We start from the raw sequence: 19,404 nt of genomic DNA, 5'->3' as shown, positions 1-19,404 counted from the left end.
ATGCCTGATCACCGTAAGTTGTGGCTATGTATTAAGTGGTGAACTAAGTCCCGAACCCATAGTGACATGGGTGGTATCTGGCACAATCCCCCAGGTGACCCAGGTGGTACGCCAGACAACTCGAGACCTCCGGCGGCACAACCGCGCGGCACTCCTGTCCTCCCTCTACCTCCGCGGCCCCGTCAGCAGGCTGGAACTAGTAGCTGAATCGGGACTGTCGGCCGCCACCGTTACCAACGTCGTCTCCGAGCTCATCGCCGACGGCGTCGTCGCCGAGGCCGGCTCGGTCGAATCCGACGGCGGACGGCCGCGGACGCTGCTCGCCGTGCGCCCCGACTTCGGGCACGTCGTCGGCGTCGACGTCGGCGAAACGCACGTCGAGGTCGGATTGTTCGACTGCGCACTCGGGACGCTCGGCACGGTCCGCCACCCGCTCGTCGGCACCCGCTTGGACCCGGACGAAGTGGCCGGTTTGGTGCGAACCGGCATCGCCGAAGTGCTCGAAGGGGGCGAACCGGACGCGGTGTTCGGCGTCGGCATCGGCGTGCCCGGCGCGGTCCGCGACGGCGGGATCGTGCACGCGCCCACCCTCGGCTGGCGCGGCGTCGCCTTCGCCGACCTCATCCACCCGCACATCGGCGCGCCCCTCCACCTGGACAACCGCGCCCGCACGCTCGGTCAGGTCGAGGCCTGGCGCGGCGCCGGCCGGGGTGCCGAACGCGCGATCGTCGCCCTGCTCGGCGTGGGTGTCGGGGCCGCCGTCGCGACCGCCGGGCCGTCGCACCCCGGCATCACCACCAGCGAGTGGGGGCACACCGTCGTCAAGGCGGGCGGCGCGGCCTGCCGGTGCGGCTCGCACGGCTGCCTGGAGGCCTACGTCGGCACCGAGGCGATCGTCCGGCACTACGCCGACCGCGTCGGAAAGCAGCCGGTCATCGGGGATGAAAGCGACAACGAGCTGGCGCGGATCGTCGCCGAAGCCCGCGACGACGGCCCCGCCGCCGACGTCCTCGCGGAGACCGGCGAGTACCTCGGGATCGGCATCGCGAACCTGATCAACCTGCTCAGCCCGGACCGGGTGGTGCTCTCCGGCTCGGCGGGGGCGATCATGGGACCGGCGATCCTGCCCGCCGTGCGCGACGCGGTGGGCCGGCACGCGCTCGACTACCTGGCCGGGCGCACCGAGGTCGTCCTCGGCAGCCTCGGGCCGGACGCGGTCGCGCTCGGCGCGGCCACCCTGCCCATCGCGCAGCTGCTCGCGAACGGGGGCCGGACCGGCTGATTCCCTTGCGTCGCAAGGAGTAATCACCGAGACAGGTCCAGACCGCCAGTTCTTTCAGTACTTAAACTTAGGTACAAAACGTTACCGCCGTGTTATTGACGTGACCCGAGTCACCCGGGTTGACTTCGGGACGTCGTTCGGTCGCCGGCGGTCGGGGCTCGCTACCAGTCGACATCTACGCACGTCGTCGATGACTAGGAGGAACGATGCGAGTCAAGCGCTCCATCGTCGCAGCGCTGGTGGCCGCGATGGCCCTGAGCGGCCTGACCGCGTGTTCGGGCGGCAGCTCGAACGCCGCGCAGAGCAACCCGGACCAGGTGCTCAACGTGGGCAAGCCCGACGGCCCGCAATCGGAGAACAACAACCCGTTCCTCGAGACGTCCGCCCTGTCGAACATGGGTTACCGGTGGATGATCTACGAGCCCCTCGTCATGCACAACCGCGTCAAGCCGCAGGAGCCGGGCAAGCCCTGGCTGGCGACGAAGTGGGACTGGTCGGACAACTACAAGAAGCTGGTCCTGACCGTCCGTGACGGCGTCAAGTTCTCCGACAACCAGCCGATGACCGCCGAGGACGTCGCCTACACGTTCCAGCTGCTGCGCGACAACAAGGCGCTGAACGTCGACGCCGTGCCGTACAAGGACATCACCGCGGCCGGAAACCAGGTCACGCTGGGCTTCGAGACGTCCCAGTTCGTCAACCAGCTCAAGATCCTGCAGACGCTCGTCGTGCCGAAGCACGTCTGGCAGTCGGTCAAGGACCCGGCGCTCGACACCGTGAAGAACCCGATCGGCACCGGGCCGTACACGCTCAAGTCGTTCACGCCGCAGACGATGATCGTCACCCGGCGCGACGCCGGCTACTGGCAGGAAGCGCCGAAGGTCAAGGAGATCCGCTACACCTCCTACACCGACAACAACGCGCAGGTCAGCGCGCTGGTCAGCGGGGCGTCGGAGTGGAGCTTCGTCTTCATCCCGAACTACAAGGCCGTCTACACGAACAAGGACCCGCAGCACTACAAGCTGTGGTTCCCGGCGCAGCTGGCCGTGCACGGCCTGTGGTTCAACACCGAGAAGGCCCCCTGGAACGACGCGAAGCTGCGTCAGGCGGTCAGCAAGGTGATCAACCGCGACGACATCTTCAACCAGGGCGAGGCCGGCTACTTCTACCCGAAGAACGACCAGGTCACCGGCATCCCCACGCCGGCGGGCGACCCGTTCATCGCGCCGCAGTACAAGGGCCAGACGGTCCAGGTCGACGTCCCGGGCGCCAAGTCGCTGCTGACCGGCGCGGGCTACAAGTTCAACGGCGACAAGCTGGCCGACCCGAGCGGCAAGCCGGTCACCCTCAAGCTGACGGTCCCGTCGGGCTGGTCGGACTACATCACCGACCTGGAGATCATCAAGGACAACCTGGCGCAGATCGGCATCACCGCCACGGTCGAGAAGATGAACCAGGACGCGTGGATCAAGTCGGTCGACACCGGTGACTTCGAAGGCCTGATGCACTGGACCAACGACGGTGCGACGCCGTACGACATGTACCGCGACGTCATGGACGGCAACCGCTACAAGCCGACCGGCCAGGGTGGCATCAACGGCAACTACGGCCGCTTCAAGAACGACGAGGCGACCAAGGCGCTCGAGACCTACGCCAACGCCGAGGACGACGCCGCCCGCACCGCCGCCATGGCGACGCTGCAGAAGATCATGATCGACCAGCAGCCGATGGTCCCGACCTCGGCGGCCAACTCCGGCGGCGAGTACAGCACGAAGAACTGGGTCGGCTGGCCGGACGACGCCAACCCGTACGGCCCGGCGCAGCCCACGCTGCGCAACGCGCTCGACATCGTCCTGCACCTGAAGCCCGCGGCCTGAGCAATGGCGGAGTCCGTGGCAACGACCGAGCAGTCCCCCTCCGACCCCGTCGCCGTCGGGTCGGAGGGGGACCTCCCCGTCGTCCTCGAGGCGGCGGGACTCACCAAGCACTTCCCTGTCCGGCGGCGCGGACGCGCGGGCCTCACCGGCCCGCGTCGCGCCGTCCAGGCCGTCGACGACGTCACCCTGACGCTGCGGCGGGGCCGGGTCACGGCGCTGGTCGGCGAGTCCGGCTCGGGCAAGTCGACCGTCGCCCGCCTGCTCGCGGGGCTCTACCCGCGCACCGGCGGCGACATCCGGCTGCACGGCGAGACGGTGAACGTCAAGCACGGCAAGGCGTTCCGCACCTACGCGCGCCGGGTCCAGATGATCTTCCAGGACCCGTTCGCGTCGCTGAACCCGGTGCACACCGTGCGCTACCACCTGACGCGGGCGCTCAAGATCCACGGCCGCGCGGGCGACGACCTCGAGAAGTCGTTGCACGAGCTGCTTTCCCGCGTCCAGCTGACCCCGCCCGAGCGGTACATCGACAAGTTCCCGCACGAGCTGTCCGGCGGGCAGCGCCAGCGCGTCGCGATCGCGCGGGCGCTCGGCGCCGACCCGGAGGCACTGCTGGCCGACGAGCCGGTGTCCATGTTGGACGTCTCCATCCGGCTCGGCGTGCTGAACCTGTTGCGGGACCTCAAGGAACGCCTGCACCTGGCGATCCTTTACATCACGCACGACATCGCGTCCGCGCGCTACTTCGCCGACGAGACGATGGTGATGTACGCCGGCCGGATGGTCGAGGGCGGCGACAGCGAGACCATCACGCAGAACCCGGCGCACCCGTACACGCGGCTGCTCATCGACTCCGCGCCCGACCCCGACCGGCTGGCCGGCGGCGCGGCCGAGCTCGACCCCGGCGAGGTGCCGGCCGAGCGCGGGGCGGGTGAGCCGCCGAGCCTGATCGACCCGCCGTCCGGGTGCCGGTTCCACCCGCGCTGCCCGGTCGCGATGGAACGCTGCAAGACCGACCTGCCGCCGCGGTTCGAGGTCGACGACGCACCCGGCCACTGGGCCGCGTGCTGGCTGTACGACGGGGCCGCCCGATGAGGTACCTGCTGCAACGGCTGGCCTTCTACGTCTTCACGGCCTGGGCCGCCGTCACCATCAACTTCTTCATCCCGCGGATGATCCCGGGCGACCCCGTGCAGTCGCTGATCGCGAAGAACCAGGGCATGATCAGCCAGGACGCCGTCCAGTCGCTGTACGTCCTCTTCGGACTCGACAAGAACGAAAGCCTGATCTCCCAGTACTTCGACTACTGGGGCCAGCTCTTCCGCGGTGACCTCGGGATCTCGTTCACGTTCTTCCCGACGCCGGTGTCCGACCTGCTGAGCGACAGCCTGCCGTGGACGATCATCCTGGTCGGCATCACCACGATCGTGGGCTTCGCGCTCGGTACCGGGCTCGGCGTGGTCGCCGGCTGGAAGCGCGGCTCGTGGGTCGACGGCCTGCTGCCGGTGACGACGTTCCTCTCGTCGATCCCGTACTTCTGGCTCGGCCTGATCGCGCTGACGCTGCTGGCCGGTCCGGGCAGCTTCTTCCCGTCGTCCGGCGGCTACGACCCCGGCACCATCCCGGGCTGGGACGGCACGTTCATCGGCAGCGCGATCCAGCACAGCCTGCTGCCCGCGCTGACCATCCTGATCAGCTCGATGGGCAGCTGGATCCTGGGCATGCGGAACATGATGGTCACCGTCGCGTCGGAGGACTACGTCACGGTCGCGCACGCCAAGGGCCTGCCCGAGCGCCGGGTGATGGTCGGGTACGCGGCGCGCAACGCGCTGCTGCCCAGCGTGTCCGGCTTCGCGCTGGCGCTCGGGTTCATCGTCGGCGGCACGCTGCTGGTGGAGATCGTCTTCTCCTACCCGGGCGTCGGCTACCAGCTGTTCCAGGCGGTCGGCTCGCAGGACTACCCGCTGATGCAGGGCATCTTCCTGATCATCACGCTGTCGGTGCTGGTGGCGAACCTCTTCGCCGACGTCGCCTACCTCGCGCTCGACCCGCGCACCCGGAAGGAGGGCTGACATGGCCGTACCCGCGGCGGACGTCAAAGCCGCCCGAGCCCTCCCCGTCGACGCGGTCGCCGGCCGGTCGAAGCGGCGCCGGTTCCGGTTCCTGACCGGCGGCAAGACGGTCACCGGGCTCGCCGTCATCGTCTTCTTCGTGGTGATCGCGATCGTCGGTGAGTGGATCGCGCCGTACGACCCGTCGGCGCGCAGCAACGACCTGATGGAGTCGCCCTCGGGCCGGCACTGGTTCGGCACCACCCACCTGGGCCAGGACATCTTCAGCCAGGTCGTGGTCGGCACGCGCAGCGTCATGCTGGTCGGGCTGACCGCCGGGATCGTGGCGACGATCCTCGCGGTGCTCGTCGGCGTGACGTCGGGCTACCTCGGCGGGACGCCCGGGGAAGGGCTGTCCGCACTGTCCAATGTGTTCCTGGTGATCCCGGCGCTGCCGCTGATCATCATCATCGGCAGCGCGGTGCCCACCGGCGGTGACTACCTGGTGGCCGTGATCATCGGCTTCACGTCGTGGGCGTGGGGCGCGCGAGTCCTCAGAGCGCAGACGCTTTCGCTGCGCGGCCGGGAATACGTCGAAGCGGCCCGGGCGACCGGCGAGTCGACCTGGCGGATCATCTTCTTCGAGATCCTGCCGAACCTGACCGCGGTGATCGCGTCCAGCTTCGTCGGCACGGTGATCTTCGCGGTGATGTCGGAGATCACGCTCGCGTTCGTCGGCGTCTCCGGGCTGTCCAACTGGAACTGGGGCACGATCCTGTTCTGGGCGCAGAGCCAGCAGGCCCTCGCGCAGGGCGCGTGGTGGTGGTTCGTGCCGGCCGGGCTGGCCATCGCGATCCTCGGCACCGCGTTGTCCCTGCTCAACTTCGGCATCGACGAGTTCGTCAGCCCGCGGCTGCGCGGCAGCGGCAAGGCCCGCGTCAAGGGCGCCGACGGGCGGACGCATCGCATGCGCGTGGGCTTCACGCCCGTGCTCGGGCGGGAGGAGCAGCCATGATGGACCCGGTCTTGGAGATCAAGGGCCTGGACGTCGACTACGGCGTCGGCGAGGAGGCCGTGCGCGCGGTCCGGGACGTGGACCTGACGCTGCACCGCGGCGAAGTCCTCGGCCTGGCCGGGGAAAGCGGCAGCGGGAAGTCCACTTTGGCCTACGGGCTGACGCGGCTGCTCGCGCCGCCGGGCGTGATCCGCGGTGGTCAGGTCATCTACCACCCGGCCGACGGCGAGCCCTACGACGTCCTTCGCCTGACGGACCGGCAGCTCCGGGACTTCCGGTGGGCGGAGACTTCCATCGTGTTCCAGGGCGCGATGAACTCGCTGAACCCGGTGCACAAGGTCGTCACGCAGCTGGTCGACGTCATCAAGGCGCACGAGCCGCGCTCGACGAAGGCGGCCCGCGTGGCCCGCGCGAAAGACCTGCTCAAGCTGGTCGGGATCTCGGCCGACCGGCTGGAAGCGTACCCGCACCAGCTCTCCGGCGGCATGCGCCAGCGCGTGATGATCGCGATGGCGCTCGCGCTCGAACCGCGGGTCGTCATCATGGACGAGCCGACGACCGCGCTCGACGTCGTCATGCAGCGGCAGATCCTCGGCCAGCTCGTGGAACTTCGGGAACGGCTGGGGTTCTCGGTCCTGTTCATCACGCACGACCTTTCGCTGCTGGTCGAGTTCTCGGACCGGATCGCGATCATGTACGGCGGCCGGATCGTCGAGCAGGCGCCGGCGTCGGCGCTCTACCGGGACGCACTGCACCCGTACAGCTTCGGCTTGCTGAACTCGTTCCCCGCGCTGCGCGGGCCGCGTCGCGAGCTGGCCGGGATCCCGGGATCGCCGCCGGACACGCGCGGCATGCCGGCCGGCTGCGCGTTCCACCCGCGGTGTCCCAAAGCCTTCGAGCCGTGCGACTCGAAGGTGCCCGAGCTGGGCTTGCCCGGCGGCGACCCGTCACGGGAAGTGGCTTGCTTCCTGCACCCGGTCGCGACCCCCTGAACGCCGTCTGTCCTATCCGGTCCACCTGGAGGAGACCCGCCTTGACCGAGACCACCGCCGCGACCGCCGAACAGCAGGCGCTGATCGACACGCTGCCGCCGGACTTCCGCTGGGGCGTGGCCACCGCCGCGTACCAGATCGAAGGCGCGGTCGCGGAAGACGGGCGCACTCCGTCCATTTGGGACACCTTCTGCCAGGTCCCCTGGGCCATCGACAACAACGACACCGGCGACGTGGCGTGCGACCACTACCACCGGATGCCGTCGGACATCGAGCTGGTGAGCGATCTCGGTGCGGACACGTACCGGTTTTCCGTGGCGTGGCCGCGGGTCCAGCCGCGCGGCCGCGGCGGCGTCAACGAGGCCGGGATCGGGTTCTACGACCGGCTGGTCGACGAGACGCTGAGCCGCGGGATCACGCCGTGGCTCACGCTGTACCACTGGGACCTGCCGCAGGAGCTGGAGGACGCGGGCGGCTGGCCGGCGCGCGATACGGCGTACCGGTTCGCGGACTACGCGATGCTGGTGTTCGACCGGCTGAAGGACCGGGTCCGGCACTGGACGACGTTGAACGAGCCCTGGTGCTCGGCGATGCACGGGTACGTGCACGGCGTGATGGCGCCGGGCCGTCGTGACTACACGGCCGGGCTGCACGCGGTGCACCACCTGCTGCTGGGTCACGGCCTCGCGACGCAGCGGATGCGTGAGGCCGCCCCGCCGGACACCGAGTTCGGCATCACGCTGAACATGTGCACGGCGGACCCGGCGACGGACTCCCCGGAGGACGTCCGCGCGGCCCGGCAGGCCGACGGCCTCGGCGTCCGGGTCTACCTGGACCCGCTGGTGCACGGGCGCTACCCGGACGACGTGGTGGAGGACCTGGCTGACCGCGGGGTTCGTCTTCCGGTCCAGGACGGCGACCTTTCGGTGATTTCGACGCCGCTGGACTTCCTGGGCGTGAACTACTACTTCGGCCAGCAGTTCTCGGGCGTCGACGAGACGGGCCGCGCGGTCGACGACGAGGGCGTCCCGGCATCCCGGGTGGTCCCGTTCGGCGAGCCGACGACGGCGATGGGCTGGGAGATCCTGCCGGGCAAGTTCACCGAGCTGCTGACGCGCCTGGGCCGCGACTACCCGGGCCTCCCGATGTACATCACGGAGAACGGCTCGGCGTTCGACGACGACCCGGACACCTCGGGTTTCGTCCGCGACGAGCAGCGCACGGCGTACTTGGCATCGCACATCGCCGCGGTCGCGGCAGCGCGCGAGGCGGGTGCCGACGTGCGCGGGTACTTCGCGTGGTCCCTTTTGGACAACTTCGAGTGGGCGTACGGGTACGCGAAGCGGTTCGGCCTGATCCGGGTGGACTACGAGACGCAGGAGCGCACGATCAAGCAGAGCGGCTACTTCTACCGCGACACCGTGCGGCGGGTCCGCGGCAGCTGAGCAAGGTCACTCGATCGGGGGTGGGGTACGCCCCACCCCCGCGTCGGTGGTGCGCACCATGGTTCGCGCCCCCGGGCAACCCCTAACGTCGGCTGGGACGGATCCCGACGACGGAGGGGAATCATGGCAGTCCGAACCGCGGCCCGGCCCGTACCTCAGACGGCGCGAAAAGCCTGGTGGCGACGGCCGTGGATCGGCCCGCTGGCCCTGCTCGTGCTCGCCTTCCTGTCCTTCTCGCTGCCCCCCTACCTGGCGCTCGACCCCGCCCGGTCGCGGGTGCCGCAGCCCGAGGGCTTCCCGGCGCACTACTGGTTCCTCGTCGCGCACGTCATCTTCGGCTCGATCGCCATGGGCGGCGCCGTGCTGCAGATCTGGCCCTGGCTGCGGCGGACCCACCCGGTGATCCACCGCAACGTCGGCCGCGCGTACGTCTTCGCCGGCGTGCTGCCCTCCGGGTTGATGGCCCTCACGATCGGGTCGCAGAGCCCGTTCGGCCCGGTCACCCGGGTCAGCGACGTGCTCGCAGCCGTGCTGTGGATCGGGTGCACGATCGCCGGCTGGCGGGCGGTGCGCGACCGGCGCTTCGGCGACCACCGCAAGTGGATGATCCGCAGCGTGACGTTGACCTTCTCGATCATCGTGAACCGGGTGATCTCGCCGATCGCCATGATCGTGCTGGAACCGCAGATCCCGACCACTTTCGGGGGTAGCGAACTGGCGTTCAGCCAGAGCGTCGGAGCGATTTCCTCGTGGGGCGGCCTGGCGTTCGCGGCGATCGTCAGCCAGCTGATCCTGGAGCACCGGCCCGCGAGGAAGCCAGCCATCTCGCGATGATCGTTCGCTGGATCTCCGACGCCCCTTCGTAGATCCGGGGCGCGCGGACCTCCCGGTAGAGGTGTTCGAGCAGGTGCCCGCGTCGCAAGGCGCGGGCGCCGTGCAGCTGGACCGCCGAGTCGACGACGAACTGCGCCGCCTCCGTGGCGAACAGCTTCGCCATCGCCGCGCGGCCGCCGAGGTTCTGCTCGCCCGCGTCGTACGCGCCCGCGGCCGCGTAGACCAGCAGCCGCGCGGCCTCCGTGCGCGTCGCCATCTCCGCCAACGCGTGCGCCACCGCCTGCTGCTTGATAAGCGGGCCGCCGAACGCTTCCCGTTGGCTCGTATGGGAAACAGTGGCGTCCAGCGCGGCCTGCGCCATCCCGACGGCGAACGCGCCGACGCTCGGGCGGAACAGGTCCAGCGTCCGCATCGCCACCGCGAACCCGCGGTTCTCCTCGCCGAGCAGCTCCTCGCGCCGGACCTCGACGCCGTCGAACGTGACCGTGCCGATCGGGTGCGGGCTCACCAGGTCCAGGTGCTCGCCGCCCAGGCCCGGGCGGTCGGCCGGGACGACGAACGCGCTGACCCCGCGCGAGCCCGCGCCGGGTGTCGTGCGGGCGAACACCGTGTAGAAGTCGGCTTCGGGGGCGTTCGAGATCCACATCTTCGAGCCGGTCAGGCGCCAGCCGTCGCCGTCGGCCTCCGCTGCCAGGGACAGCGCTGCCGCGTCCGAACCCGCGTCCGGCTCGGTCAGCGCGAACGCCGCCACCGCGTCGCCAGCCGCCACGGCGGGCAGCCACTTCGCGACCTGACTGTCCTGTCCGGACTGCAGGATCGGGTAACTTCCCAATCCCTGCAACGCGAGCGCCGTCTCGGCCTCGGTGTTCACCGTGGCCAGGTTCTCCCGCAGGATGCACAGGTCGGTCGCGGCCGCCTGGCGGGAAGGCGACCCCGAAGAGACGCCCGGGAAGAGCCGCGCGAGCAGGCCGAGCGCACCCATCTCCTTGAGGAGCGGCCGGTTCACCGCACCCTCCACACCGGACTCGGCGAGCGGGCGCAGCTGCTCCGCGCCCAGCCGCCGCACTTCCGCGGCGAACGCCTGCTGGTCGGGATCGAGGGTGAACGTCATGACGAAGCTCCCGGTCGCCAGCGGGCATGGGCGGTCCCCGTCGGTCCGGAGCGGACGAGGTCGAGACGCGGCTCCGGCCCGTCGCTGCGGCCGGTCTGGGGCTTGCGGCGGCCGGCGGCGAACGGCTTCGGCCACGGCAGCGGGTAGTCCTGCTCGGCCGCCGCGTGCAGTGTCCACTGTGGATCGTAGAGGTGCGTTCGGCCCAGCGCGCAGAGGTCCGCGCGGCCCGCGAGGATCAGCGAGTTGACGTCGTCGTACGACGAAATCGCGCCGACCGCGATCACCGCGATCCCGTACTCACGCCCGATCTCGTTGCGGATCCGGTCGGCGTACGGCGTCTGGTAGCTGCGGCCGTACTGCGGACGCTCCTCGCTGACGACCTGCCCGGTCGAGACGTCGATGCCCGCGGCCCCGTGCGAAGCGAACGCGCGCGCGATTTCGACGGCGTCGTCGGCGTCGATGCCGCCTTCGCACCAGTCGGTCGCCGAGATCCGGACGGTCATCGGCCGCTCGGCGGGCCAGGCGGCACGCACCGCGTCGAAGACCTCCAGCGGGAACCGCAGCCGGTTCTCCAGCGACCCGCCGTAGGCGTCGGTCCGCTGGTTGGTCAACGGCGAGAGGAACGACGACAGCAGATACCCGTGCGCGCAGTGCAGTTCGAGAACGTCGAACCCGGCGCGAGCGGCAGCCTCCGCGCACGAGACGAACTGGTCGCGGATCTCCGAAAGCTCCGATGTGGACAGTTCGCGCGGCACTTGGTTCCGCGAGGAGTACGGCAACGCCGAAGGGGCGCAGACTTCCCAGTTGTCCGAAGGCAACGGCTCGTCGATGCCGTCCCACATCAGCTTCGTCGAGCCCTTGCGACCCGAGTGTCCCAATTGGACACCGATGCGGGCGGGGGACTGCGTGTGCACGAAGTCGACTACGCGCTTCCACGCCGCTTCCTGTTCGGCCGTGTACAACCCGCCGCAACCGGGCGTGATGCGGCCTTCGGGGGAGACGCACACCATCTCGGTCATCACCAGCCCGGCCCCGCCGAGGGCCTTGCTGCCCAGGTGGACCAGGTGGAAGTCGCCCGGGACACCGTCCTCGGCGGAGTACATGTCCATCGGGGACACGACGATCCGGTTCGGCAGTTCCAGACCACCCAAGGAGAACGGCTGGAACATCGGCGGCCGCGACGTCGTCCCGAGCGACCGCGCGAACCAGTGGTCCAGCTCGGCGGCGAACTCCGGGTCGCGCAAGCGGAGGTTGTCGTGGGTCACCCGGCGGCTGCGCGTGAGGATGTTGAACGCGAACTGCGGCGGGTCCTGGTGGGTGTACTGCGCGATGTTCTCGAACCACTCCAGGCTCGCCTGCGCGGCCCGCTGCGTCGACTGGACGACCGGCCGCCGTTCCAGCTCGTAGGCCTTCAACGCCGAAGCGACGCCGTCGTTTTCGTGCAGGCACGCGGCCAGCGCGAGCGCGTCCTCCATCGCCAGCTTCGTGCCGGAGCCGATCGAGAAGTGCGCGGTGTGCGCCGCGTCGCCGAGCAGGACGACGTTGTCGTGCACCCAAGTCTCGCAGCGCACGGTGCCGAACGTGACCCACTTCGAGTTGTTGGCCATGATCCGGTGGTCGCCCAGGATGTCCGAGCACAGGTCGCGGATCATCGCGATGGACTTCTCGTCGCTCTCGCCCGGCGGGAGCGAGGTCGCCGCGATGGGCCCGAACGCGCGCTGCCAGACGTCGTCGTGCACCTCGAGGATGAACGTGCTGCCGTCGCGGCCGTACGGGTAGCCGTGGATCTGCATGATCCCGGCCGGCGTCTCGAGGACGTAGAACTTGAAGGCGTCGAACACCAGGTCCGTGCCGAGCCAGATGTAGTGGCACCGGCGGGTCTCGACGCTCGGCCGGAACGTCTCGGCGTACCGGGCGCGGATCGCCGAGTTGACGCCGTCGGCGGCGATGACCAGGTCGTAGCCCGAGAGGTCGGCCGGGGCCTCCTCCCGGAAGTGGAGGCCGACGCCGAGCTCGGCGCAGCGGCCCTGCAGGATGCCGAGCAGGCGCTTGCGGCTCATCGCGGCGAAGCCGTGGCCGCCCGAGGTGGTGACCGTGCCGCGGTAGTGGACGTCGATGTCGTCCCAGCGGGCGAACTCGGCCTTCATGGCTTCGTGCACCGACGCGTCGGCGTGCTCGATGCCGCCGAGCGTCTCGTCGGAGAACACGACGCCGAAGCCGAACGTGTCGTCCGGCGCGTTGCGTTCCCAGACGGTGATTTCGTGACCGGGACCGAGCTGCTTCGCCAGCGCGGCGAAGTACAGACCCGCCGGGCCGCCACCGATGACCGCGATACGCACGTCGTCGAGGATATGTCGTCACCGGTACGACCGTCAATAACGCGAAAGATGGCGTACGGTGTGCCGCATGGAACGCATCAACCCGCCGGAGCTGGGCAAGCCGTCCGGGTTCTCGCACGCGGTCGTGGCCGAGGGCCGGGTCGTCTTCCTCGCCGGCCAGACGGCGCTGGACGCGTCGAACAAGATCGTCGGCGACGGCGTCGTCGAGCAGTTCGAGCGCGCGCTCGGCAACCTGCTGACGTCGTTGCGCGCGGCGGGCGGTTCGCCGGAAGACCTGTGCAGCGTGACGATCTACATCGTCGACATGGCGGACTACCGCGCCCACGCGCGCGAAATCGGCGCGGTGTGGAAGCGGCTCGCGGGCACCGAGTACCCGGCGATGGCCGGCATCGGCGTCTCCCGGCTGTGGGACGAGGAGGCCTTGGTCGAGGTCCAGGGCTTCGCGGTCGTCAGCCGAGGTTGATCGACTTGGCGACGAACGCGCGGGCCGGGTCTTCCAGCTGCGCGTGCAGCTCGAAGAACAGGTCGGCCGCGCGGATCCCGGACCAGTCGCGGGGCAGGAACTCCGCGGGCAGGCCGGGGTCGAGGTAGGGCATCCGCCGCCAGCCGGTCAGCACGCGGACGTAGTCGGCGAAGGCCTGCTCGTCGGTCACGGACTTGCGGCGCAGCGCGGGGCCGTGCTCGTCGAGGAACGTCGTGTACAGCTCGTCGAGCCGGTCGAGGGCCCACCAGTCGCGGATCTTCGCCCGGACGTCGCCGAAGGCCAGGTGGTCGGCGCGGAACAGGTCGGCGTACCCGGCCAGGCCGAGCCGGGTCAGCGCCTCTTCGGTCGCCGCGTGCAGGTGGGCCGGGGCGATCCAGACGCCGGACGCGGCGGTGCCGAAGCCCATCCGGGCGAGCTGGGTGCGCAGGAGGTGGCGCTTGTGGCGCTCGGTCTCCGGCACGGAGAACACCGCGAGCAGCCAGCCGTCGGCCGGGGTCGCGCGCCCGCGGCGGAAGATCCGCTCGTCGCCCTCGCGCAGGATGTCCCGGGCGGCGTCGGACAGCTCGTAGCCCGCGGTCGCGCCGCGGCGAACGGCTTCGAGGATCCCGCGCCGCTTGAGCCGGGAGATGGAGGAGCGCACGGCGGGCTCGTCGACACCGACGGCGGCGAGCAGGTCGATCAGCGAGGCGACCGAGAGCCACCCGCCCTCGGTGCGCGAGTAGAGGCCGTACACCGTCACGATGAGCTGGCGAGGCTGGGCCGCACGGCCGGAGCCGTCCAGTTCGGTTGCCTCGGGTACGGCCGTCATCGGGCCACGATAGCAACTCCCGCGCCGATCGCTCCGCTACGATTTCGCCGCGATGCTGCCAGCCACCAAGGGGATCTTCGACCGGCTCACCCGCCGCGGGCGCTTGATGACCAAGCGGACCTGCGACCGGCAGGGCCACGTGCTGCGCGAGGGGCGGTTCCTCTTCCGGACGCCGACCGCGTGGGAGTACGCCGCCGCCGTCGCCTGCGGCAGTGATCCCGCCGCCCAGCGGTGGCTCGGCTGGCAAGCCGACTCCATCGTCGCGAGGGGCGCGCGGGCCGACGCGCTGCGCGTCGTGCCCGGGACCGGCCCGGACTGGGTGTCGCCCGATCCGCAGTCGGTCGACCTCGTGATGATCGACGTCGAGGCCAACCGGTGCGTCGGCCTGGTGAGCGTGCACACCGGGGAGGACGGCGGCCCGGAGACCGGCGGCTACCTCGCGCCGGACTACCGCGGGCGCGGCAACGGCCGGGTCCTCTTCGCGGCCGGGCTGACGCTGGCGCACGACCACCTCGGCCTGCCGCGGGTCCGCGCCGGCGCCGAGGTCGGCAACATCGCGAGCGCGCGCTCGCTGCAGGCGGCCGGCCTCGCGCGCGTCGCCGGGCCGCCGACCTACCGGCTGCCGGACGGCCGCGTCACCGAGGCCTGGTGGTTCGAGCACGCCGTGCCGCGCGTGACGCGGTGCGGTGGTCCGCAAGCGACCTGGTTTCCGGCCTCGCTCCTTTAGAAGCTTCGGCCGTCGCCGACGTTTTCCGTGGCTACCTTCACCGCATGACTTCGCTTTCCGCTCCGGTTCCGCCCGTTCCCGTCGACGTTCCGCTGGGGAGCGTGGCCTGGCTGCGAGCGACGGTTTCCCGCTTCAGCAATGGTCCCGACCACGTCCGCCGGCGCGCGCTCGCGGTTTCGGCGTTGGCTCAAGTCGACCCGGAAGTGTTGCGGCGCAAAGCATTCGAAGTCGCGAGCCGGGTGCTCGGCGACGGCGTCGACGTGATGGCCGTGGTCGCGCGGCCGGTGCCGATCGCCGTGCTGGCGGGGGAGCTGGGCCTGCTGGTGACGCCCGCCGACGTGGTGGCGGTCGCGGCCGCCTACCACCCGCACGTCGTGCCGGACGCCGCCGCGGAGGACGCGCTGGGCCGGCTGCTCGCCGCGTGCGGCGGACCGACCGAACTCGCGGCGGCGCGGATCGGACTGCTCGTCCAGGCCTGTGACGCCACCGCCGGGCTGATCGGGAACGCGCTCCTGGTGGCGCGCAACGGAAACACCGCCGAGGAGGCGGTCGCCGGGGCGCAGCCGCCGGTGCTGAGCACCCGCCGCCGGGTGGACGGGCAGGACGTCGTCGTCGAGCTGACCGGGACGCCGTTCGGCGCCGGGCCGCGCGAATGCCCGGGCTCGCGGCACGCGATCGCCCTCGCCACCGGCGTTCTCCAGGCGCTGCGCGGTTTTCGCCTGACAGAAGCGGAACCGGCGTGGGTGCCGGCGCCGAATCTCCGGATGCCCGCTGTGCTGCGGGTGACCCGGAACCGAAACGCCGGCGGGTTCTGCTAAGAATTACCGCGTTCATCTTCTGGGGAAGGCGCGGGAATTGCTGTATTTCGATGGCCTGCTGGGCTTCGTCACGCTCGGGCTGTGGATCTTCTGCCTGGTCGACGTGATCACGACGGACGAGCTGTCCTGCCGCAACCTGCCGAAGGGCTTGTGGCTGCTGGTCGTGCTGGTGGTGCCGCTGGTGGGGTCGATCGTCTGGCTGGTGGCGGGCCGTCCGCAGCCGGCGGCGCGGGTGCGCGGGCCGTACGAGCGGAACGCGCCGGCGTACCCGGAGTACGACCGGCCGGGCCGGTTCGCGGCCGGGAACCCGGACGACGACGAGGAGTTCCTCCGCAAGTGCCGCGAACGCGCGGAGGCGCAGCGCAAGCTGGCCCGCGAAAAGCGCGCGGAAGACTGAGCTAGCAGCCCGGCCCTTCGCACGTTCCGCGTTCGTAGGCCTCCAACGTCGAGATCACCAGCTGGCGCTCGGCCGGCGTCAACGGCGCCAGCGCGTCGCTCCACGCCTTCGCGCCGCGCGCCAGCCACTCGTCGACCGCCGGGCGCTTGTCCGGCGTGATGCTGACGATCGTGCGGCGCCGGTCGGCCGGGTCCTCGTCGCGGTTCAGGACGCCCTGGCGGCTCAGGTCGCCGACCATCAGGCTCGCCGTCGTCGGCGCGACCTCCAGCCGGCCGGCCAGTTCCGTGACGGTCATCGGCCCGTCGAAGAGCAGGTACGACAGCAGCGACAGGTGCCGCGGCGCGAGCGCGCAGCCGTTGAGCTCCTCCGGTACCGGCGTCCGCTTCGCGCGGCCCACCAGGCGCGGCATCAACAGCAGGAGCCGGCGCACACCGTCCTCGACACTCGGTCCGGCCTCCGTTGACACCGCCTGCCTCCCGTCGGTAGCTTTGTTTGCAAAGCAAACGCTTCGGGTGAACCCGAGCGTACTCCACACCCGGTCGAGCGTACCGGCCAGAACAGGGGAATCCATGACCGCGCCAGCTGACATGAACGCGTTCAACAACCAGGTCGTCGAGGAGTTCCGGGCCAACGGCGGTGTGGTCAAGGGCATGTTCGAGGGCAAGAACGTGCTCCTGCTCACCACGATCGGCGCCAAGAGCGGCCAGGAGCGCCTGTCGCCGCTGGTCTACACCCGCGACGGCGACCGCCTCGTGATCGCCGCCTCCATGGGCGGCGCCCCGAAGAACCCGGCCTGGTTCCACAACCTCGTCGCCAACCCGAAGGTCACCGTCGAGGTGGGCACCGAGAAGTTCGAGGCCACGGCCACCGTGATCGAAGACCGCGCCGAGCGCGACCGCCTGTACGCCGGCATGGTCGCGCACGCCGAGGGCTTCGCCGACTACGAGACGAAGACCACGCGGCTCATCCCGATCGTCGTCCTCGAGCGCTGACCCTCAGCCGAACCGCCCGGCCGGGTCGTACTTCGCCTTGAGCTGCGTCAGCCGGGCGCGGTCCCCGGCCGGGAAGGCCGTCGCCAGCTCCGCGGCCGAGTGTTCGCCGTAGAGGAACGGCAGCAGCCGGCCGGTGGACCACGGCGCCAGCGCGTCGAACAGCTTCGCGTGCGCGCGGCGGATCGTGTCGACGCCGTCCTCGACGACCGACAGCGCCCGCACCACGAACTCCGCCGCCGAGTCCCAGCCGACGCCGCCGGCCGGGCGCCGGGCCAGCTCGCCGCCCAGCCGGTCGATGATCAGCACCGTCTCCACCGGCGCGCCCGGGCCCGCGTGCTCGACGATCGACGCCACCATCGCGTCGTTCAGGACTTCCACCGTCGCGTTCGTCCCGTGGTACGGGTGCGGGTGCGGCGGGTCGCTCGCGATCGAGCCGGAATCCGTGTACGGCAACCGCTTCAGCGTGTCGAGCAGCACCGGCGCGGCCGCCCGTAGCGGCTCGACGAGCCGGTCGCCGTCCTCGCCGAGGTAGGCGATCCGGATGTTCGCGACGTGCTTCCCGCGGATCGGCTCGGGCAGGAACGGCAGGTCGGGCAGCGGGACCACCGCGATCGACGTCGTCAGCTCGTCGGGCGCGGCCACCGCCCACGTCCGCCACGCGCGCAGCACCGCGGGCAGGTCCGCCGCGTCGAAATACAGCCCGCCGCCGTACAGCTCGGTGACCGGGACCAGGCCGAACTCCAGCGCCGTCACGACGCCGAGGCCGGCACGGCCGCCGAGCAGGGCCCAGAACAGTTCGGACCCCGGCGTCACCGTGCGGAGCTCGCCGTCGGGGGTGACGACGTCGATCGCGCGGACGTGGTCGGCCGCGCGGCCGTAGCGCCGGGCCATCAGCCCGAAGCCGCCGCTGAGCGTGTAGCCGACGACGCCGACGTCGGGCGACGAGCCGCTGAGCGGGGCCAGCCCGTGCTTCGCGGCGGCCTCGATCACCGCGCCCCACCGGACCCCGGCTTCGACCCGCGCGGTCTTGGCGACGGCGTCGATCTCGACGCCGGTCATCCGGCGCGTAGTGATGAGGAGGCCGTCGGTGCCGGCGGTCCGGCCGTGTCCGGTGGCCTGGACGGTGACGGCCAGGTCGTGCTCGGCGGCGTACTTCACGGCGGCGACGACGTCGTCCGCGCTCTCGGCGGCGACGACCACCGCGGGCTGGGTGGCCACGGACGTCTGGAAACCCGCGATCTCTTCGGCGTAACCGTTCTCGCCGGGACGGAATGTCTGCATGTCTCCAGCTTCGGGCCGCGCCGATCAGAAGTCCAAGATCTAGCTTTTCTGATGACTAGAATCAGTGCTTATGGAACTCCACCAGCTCGCCTACTTCGTCGCCGTCGCCGAGGAAGGCAACTTCACGCGCGCGGCGGAACGGCTGCACGTCGCCCAGCCCGGGGTGAGCGCGCAGGTCAAACGGCTCGAGCGGGAGCTGGGGCAGGAGCTGCTGGACCGGTCGGGCCGCACGGTCCGGCTCACCGACGTCGGCGCCGCCGCGCTCCCGCACGCGCGGGCGGCGCTCGCGGCGGTGAAGGGGGTGCGCGAAGCCGTCGACGAGCTGGCCGGGCTGGTCCGCGGCCAGGTCGCGATCGGCGCGGTGACGTCGGCGGGGCCGGTGAAACTGCCCGACCTGCTGGCCCGCTTTCACGAGCGCTACCCGGCGGTCGAGATCACGCTCTCCGAGGCGAACTCGGACGAGATGCTGGCGGCCCTGCGCGAAGGCCGGCTCGACCTGGCGGTGGTCGGGCTGGCGACCGACCCGCCACCGGGCATCGCGACGCAGGTCCTGATCGACGAGCCGTTCGTGGCGGTGACGTCGGGCTTGCTGGCCGACCGGGCCGAGGTGGCGATCGCGGACCTGGCCGGCCTGCCCTTGATGGCGTTGCCGAAGGGCACGGGCCTGCGCACGGCGTTGGACGCGGCCTTCGTGCGAGAGGGGCTGACGCCGCGGATCGCGTTCGAGGCGGCCGACCCGAACGTCTTGGTGCAGCTGGCGATGCGTGACCTGGGTGTGGCGGTCGTGCCGGAGTCGCTGGCCCGCTACCACGAGGGGGAGCTGCGGGTCGTGACGATCACCGGGCCCGGGCTGCGGGGTGTGCTGGCGCTGGCGTGGCGGACCGACGGGCCGCTCAGCCCGGCGGCCCGGGCCCTGATCGCGTTCGCCCGGGGCAGCTACCGCTCTTGACA

At 70.7% G+C, this 19,404-nt stretch carries 19 protein-coding genes; 14 read left to right on the top strand and 5 right to left on the bottom strand.

The window, feature by feature from the left end; translation table 11 throughout:
* Positions 1–94: 94 nt before the first annotated feature.
* From ACIRSS_RS16355 to ACIRSS_RS16320, 8 genes are all read left to right on the top strand, one after another.
* Complete coding sequence (locus tag ACIRSS_RS16355; RefSeq protein ID WP_400895423.1) at positions 95–1,282, top strand: ROK family protein; 1,188 nt, start codon at positions 95–97, stop codon at positions 1,280–1,282.
* A 206-nt stretch (positions 1,283–1,488) separates the two neighbouring features.
* Positions 1,489–3,159: an ABC transporter substrate-binding protein gene (locus ACIRSS_RS16350; RefSeq protein ID WP_400895420.1), complete on the top strand. Its 1,671-nt coding sequence runs from the start codon at positions 1,489–1,491 to the stop codon at positions 3,157–3,159.
* A gap of 15 nt (positions 3,160–3,174) precedes the next feature.
* Positions 3,175–4,254 carry an ABC transporter ATP-binding protein gene (locus tag ACIRSS_RS16345; RefSeq protein ID WP_400895418.1) on the top strand — a complete coding sequence of 360 codons (1,080 nt, stop codon included), beginning with the start codon at positions 3,175–3,177 and terminating at the stop codon, positions 4,252–4,254.
* Complete coding sequence (locus ACIRSS_RS16340) at positions 4,251–5,231, top strand: ABC transporter permease (RefSeq protein ID WP_400895416.1); 981 nt, start codon at positions 4,251–4,253, stop codon at positions 5,229–5,231. The genes ACIRSS_RS16345 and ACIRSS_RS16340 overlap by 4 nt, the downstream gene beginning before the upstream one ends.
* A gap of 1 nt (position 5,232) precedes the next feature.
* Positions 5,233–6,225 (top strand): ABC transporter permease, encoded by a 993-nt coding sequence (locus tag ACIRSS_RS16335; protein WP_400895414.1) that lies wholly within the window; start codon positions 5,233–5,235, stop codon positions 6,223–6,225.
* Positions 6,222–7,217, top strand: coding sequence for an ABC transporter ATP-binding protein (locus tag ACIRSS_RS16330; protein ID WP_400895412.1), 996 nt, complete (start codon positions 6,222–6,224; stop codon positions 7,215–7,217). The genes ACIRSS_RS16335 and ACIRSS_RS16330 overlap by 4 nt, the downstream gene beginning before the upstream one ends.
* Positions 7,218–7,258: 41 nt before the next feature.
* Positions 7,259–8,662, top strand: coding sequence for a GH1 family beta-glucosidase (locus tag ACIRSS_RS16325; protein ID WP_400895410.1), 1,404 nt, complete (start codon positions 7,259–7,261; stop codon positions 8,660–8,662).
* A gap of 123 nt (positions 8,663–8,785) precedes the next feature.
* Entirely contained in the window at positions 8,786–9,496 is a 711-nt protein-coding gene (locus tag ACIRSS_RS16320; protein ID WP_400895407.1) for a DUF2306 domain-containing protein, read from the top strand.
* Here ACIRSS_RS16320 and ACIRSS_RS16315 read toward each other — a convergent pair.
* Positions 9,441–10,607 (bottom strand): acyl-CoA dehydrogenase family protein, encoded by a 1,167-nt coding sequence (locus tag ACIRSS_RS16315; protein WP_400895405.1) that lies wholly within the window; start codon positions 10,605–10,607, stop codon positions 9,441–9,443. The two genes, ACIRSS_RS16320 and ACIRSS_RS16315, sit on opposite strands and share 56 nt — an antisense overlap.
* Positions 10,604–12,946, bottom strand: a complete 2,343-nt coding sequence (locus ACIRSS_RS16310) for a bifunctional salicylyl-CoA 5-hydroxylase/oxidoreductase (RefSeq protein ID WP_400895402.1) — start codon at positions 12,944–12,946, stop codon at positions 10,604–10,606. Before ACIRSS_RS16310 ends, ACIRSS_RS16315 begins: the two co-directional genes overlap by 4 nt.
* 67 nt (positions 12,947–13,013) lie before the next feature.
* On the opposite strand from ACIRSS_RS16310, the gene ACIRSS_RS16305 reads away from it, so the two are divergent.
* A complete protein-coding gene (locus tag ACIRSS_RS16305) occupies positions 13,014–13,409 on the top strand; it encodes a RidA family protein (protein WP_400895399.1) in 396 nt (131 codons plus the stop codon).
* Here the strand turns inward: ACIRSS_RS16305 and ACIRSS_RS16300 are convergent.
* The gene (locus ACIRSS_RS16300; protein WP_400895397.1) at positions 13,396–14,238 is read right to left on the bottom strand and encodes a PaaX family transcriptional regulator C-terminal domain-containing protein; all 843 of its coding nucleotides are present in this window, start codon (positions 14,236–14,238) and stop codon (positions 13,396–13,398) included. The genes ACIRSS_RS16305 and ACIRSS_RS16300 overlap by 14 nt on opposite strands.
* Before the next feature lie 52 nt (positions 14,239–14,290).
* Here ACIRSS_RS16300 and ACIRSS_RS16295 point away from each other — a divergent pair, with 52 nt between their 5' ends.
* The 3 genes from ACIRSS_RS16295 to ACIRSS_RS16285 are packed head-to-tail and all read left to right on the top strand — an operon-like array spanning position 14,291 to position 16,180.
* Positions 14,291–14,965, top strand: coding sequence for a GNAT family N-acetyltransferase (locus ACIRSS_RS16295; RefSeq protein WP_400895395.1), 675 nt, complete (start codon positions 14,291–14,293; stop codon positions 14,963–14,965).
* Between the two features lie 44 nt (positions 14,966–15,009).
* Entirely contained in the window at positions 15,010–15,783 is a 774-nt protein-coding gene (locus ACIRSS_RS16290) for a hypothetical protein (protein WP_400895392.1), read from the top strand.
* Positions 15,784–15,820: 37 nt separating this feature from the next.
* On the top strand, positions 15,821–16,180 hold the full coding sequence (locus ACIRSS_RS16285) for a PLDc N-terminal domain-containing protein (protein WP_400895389.1): 360 nt from the start codon (positions 15,821–15,823) through the stop codon (positions 16,178–16,180).
* A 1-nt stretch (position 16,181) separates the two neighbouring features.
* Here ACIRSS_RS16285 and ACIRSS_RS16280 read toward each other — a convergent pair whose 3' ends face one another.
* Entirely contained in the window at positions 16,182–16,646 is a 465-nt protein-coding gene (locus ACIRSS_RS16280) for a MarR family winged helix-turn-helix transcriptional regulator (RefSeq protein ID WP_400895387.1), read from the bottom strand.
* Positions 16,647–16,749: 103 nt separating this feature from the next.
* Between ACIRSS_RS16280 and ACIRSS_RS16275 the strand changes: the two genes are divergently transcribed.
* Positions 16,750–17,172 carry a nitroreductase family deazaflavin-dependent oxidoreductase gene (locus ACIRSS_RS16275; RefSeq protein ID WP_400895385.1) on the top strand — a complete coding sequence of 141 codons (423 nt, stop codon included), beginning with the start codon at positions 16,750–16,752 and terminating at the stop codon, positions 17,170–17,172.
* Positions 17,173–17,175: 3 nt separating this feature from the next.
* Here the strand turns inward: ACIRSS_RS16275 and ACIRSS_RS16270 are convergent, their stop codons facing one another.
* Entirely contained in the window at positions 17,176–18,453 is a 1,278-nt protein-coding gene (locus ACIRSS_RS16270) for an FAD-binding oxidoreductase (RefSeq protein ID WP_400895383.1), read from the bottom strand.
* Between the two features lie 70 nt (positions 18,454–18,523).
* Here ACIRSS_RS16270 and ACIRSS_RS16265 point away from each other — a divergent pair, with 70 nt between their 5' ends.
* The gene (locus ACIRSS_RS16265; RefSeq protein ID WP_400895381.1) at positions 18,524–19,402 is read left to right on the top strand and encodes a LysR family transcriptional regulator; all 879 of its coding nucleotides are present in this window, start codon (positions 18,524–18,526) and stop codon (positions 19,400–19,402) included.
* The last annotated feature ends 2 nt before the right edge of the window (positions 19,403–19,404 follow it).

The sequence above is a fragment of the Amycolatopsis sp. NPDC101161 genome (genome assembly GCF_044768185.1).
GTDB lineage: Bacteria > Actinomycetota > Actinomycetes > Mycobacteriales > Pseudonocardiaceae > Amycolatopsis.
Note: the sequence above shows the minus strand (reverse complement) of the source record. Positions and strands in the feature narration are given on the sequence as shown.

Excerpts from the sequence above, each read along its gene's own strand:
- ACIRSS_RS16350 (WP_400895420.1), top strand. The coding sequence starts at position 1,489 with ATGCGAGTCAAGCGCTCCATCGTCGCAGCGCTGGTGGCCGCGATGGCC.
- ACIRSS_RS16340 (WP_400895416.1), top strand. The coding sequence starts at position 4,251 with ATGAGGTACCTGCTGCAACGGCTGGCCTTCTACGTCTTCACGGCCTGG.
- ACIRSS_RS16335 (WP_400895414.1), top strand. The coding sequence starts at position 5,233 with ATGGCCGTACCCGCGGCGGACGTCAAAGCCGCCCGAGCCCTCCCCGTC.
- ACIRSS_RS16330 (WP_400895412.1), top strand. The coding sequence starts at position 6,222 with ATGATGGACCCGGTCTTGGAGATCAAGGGCCTGGACGTCGACTACGGC.
- ACIRSS_RS16320 (WP_400895407.1), top strand. The coding sequence starts at position 8,786 with ATGGCAGTCCGAACCGCGGCCCGGCCCGTACCTCAGACGGCGCGAAAA.
- ACIRSS_RS16315 (WP_400895405.1), bottom strand. The coding sequence starts at position 10,607 with ATGACGTTCACCCTCGATCCCGACCAGCAGGCGTTCGCCGCGGAAGTG.
- ACIRSS_RS16305 (WP_400895399.1), top strand. The coding sequence starts at position 13,014 with ATGGAACGCATCAACCCGCCGGAGCTGGGCAAGCCGTCCGGGTTCTCG.
- ACIRSS_RS16300 (WP_400895397.1), bottom strand. The coding sequence starts at position 14,238 with ATGACGGCCGTACCCGAGGCAACCGAACTGGACGGCTCCGGCCGTGCG.
- ACIRSS_RS16295 (WP_400895395.1), top strand. The coding sequence starts at position 14,291 with ATGCTGCCAGCCACCAAGGGGATCTTCGACCGGCTCACCCGCCGCGGG.
- ACIRSS_RS16290 (WP_400895392.1), top strand. The coding sequence starts at position 15,010 with ATGACTTCGCTTTCCGCTCCGGTTCCGCCCGTTCCCGTCGACGTTCCG.
- ACIRSS_RS16275 (WP_400895385.1), top strand. The coding sequence starts at position 16,750 with ATGACCGCGCCAGCTGACATGAACGCGTTCAACAACCAGGTCGTCGAG.
- ACIRSS_RS16270 (WP_400895383.1), bottom strand. The coding sequence starts at position 18,453 with ATGCAGACATTCCGTCCCGGCGAGAACGGTTACGCCGAAGAGATCGCG.
- ACIRSS_RS16265 (WP_400895381.1), top strand. The coding sequence starts at position 18,524 with ATGGAACTCCACCAGCTCGCCTACTTCGTCGCCGTCGCCGAGGAAGGC.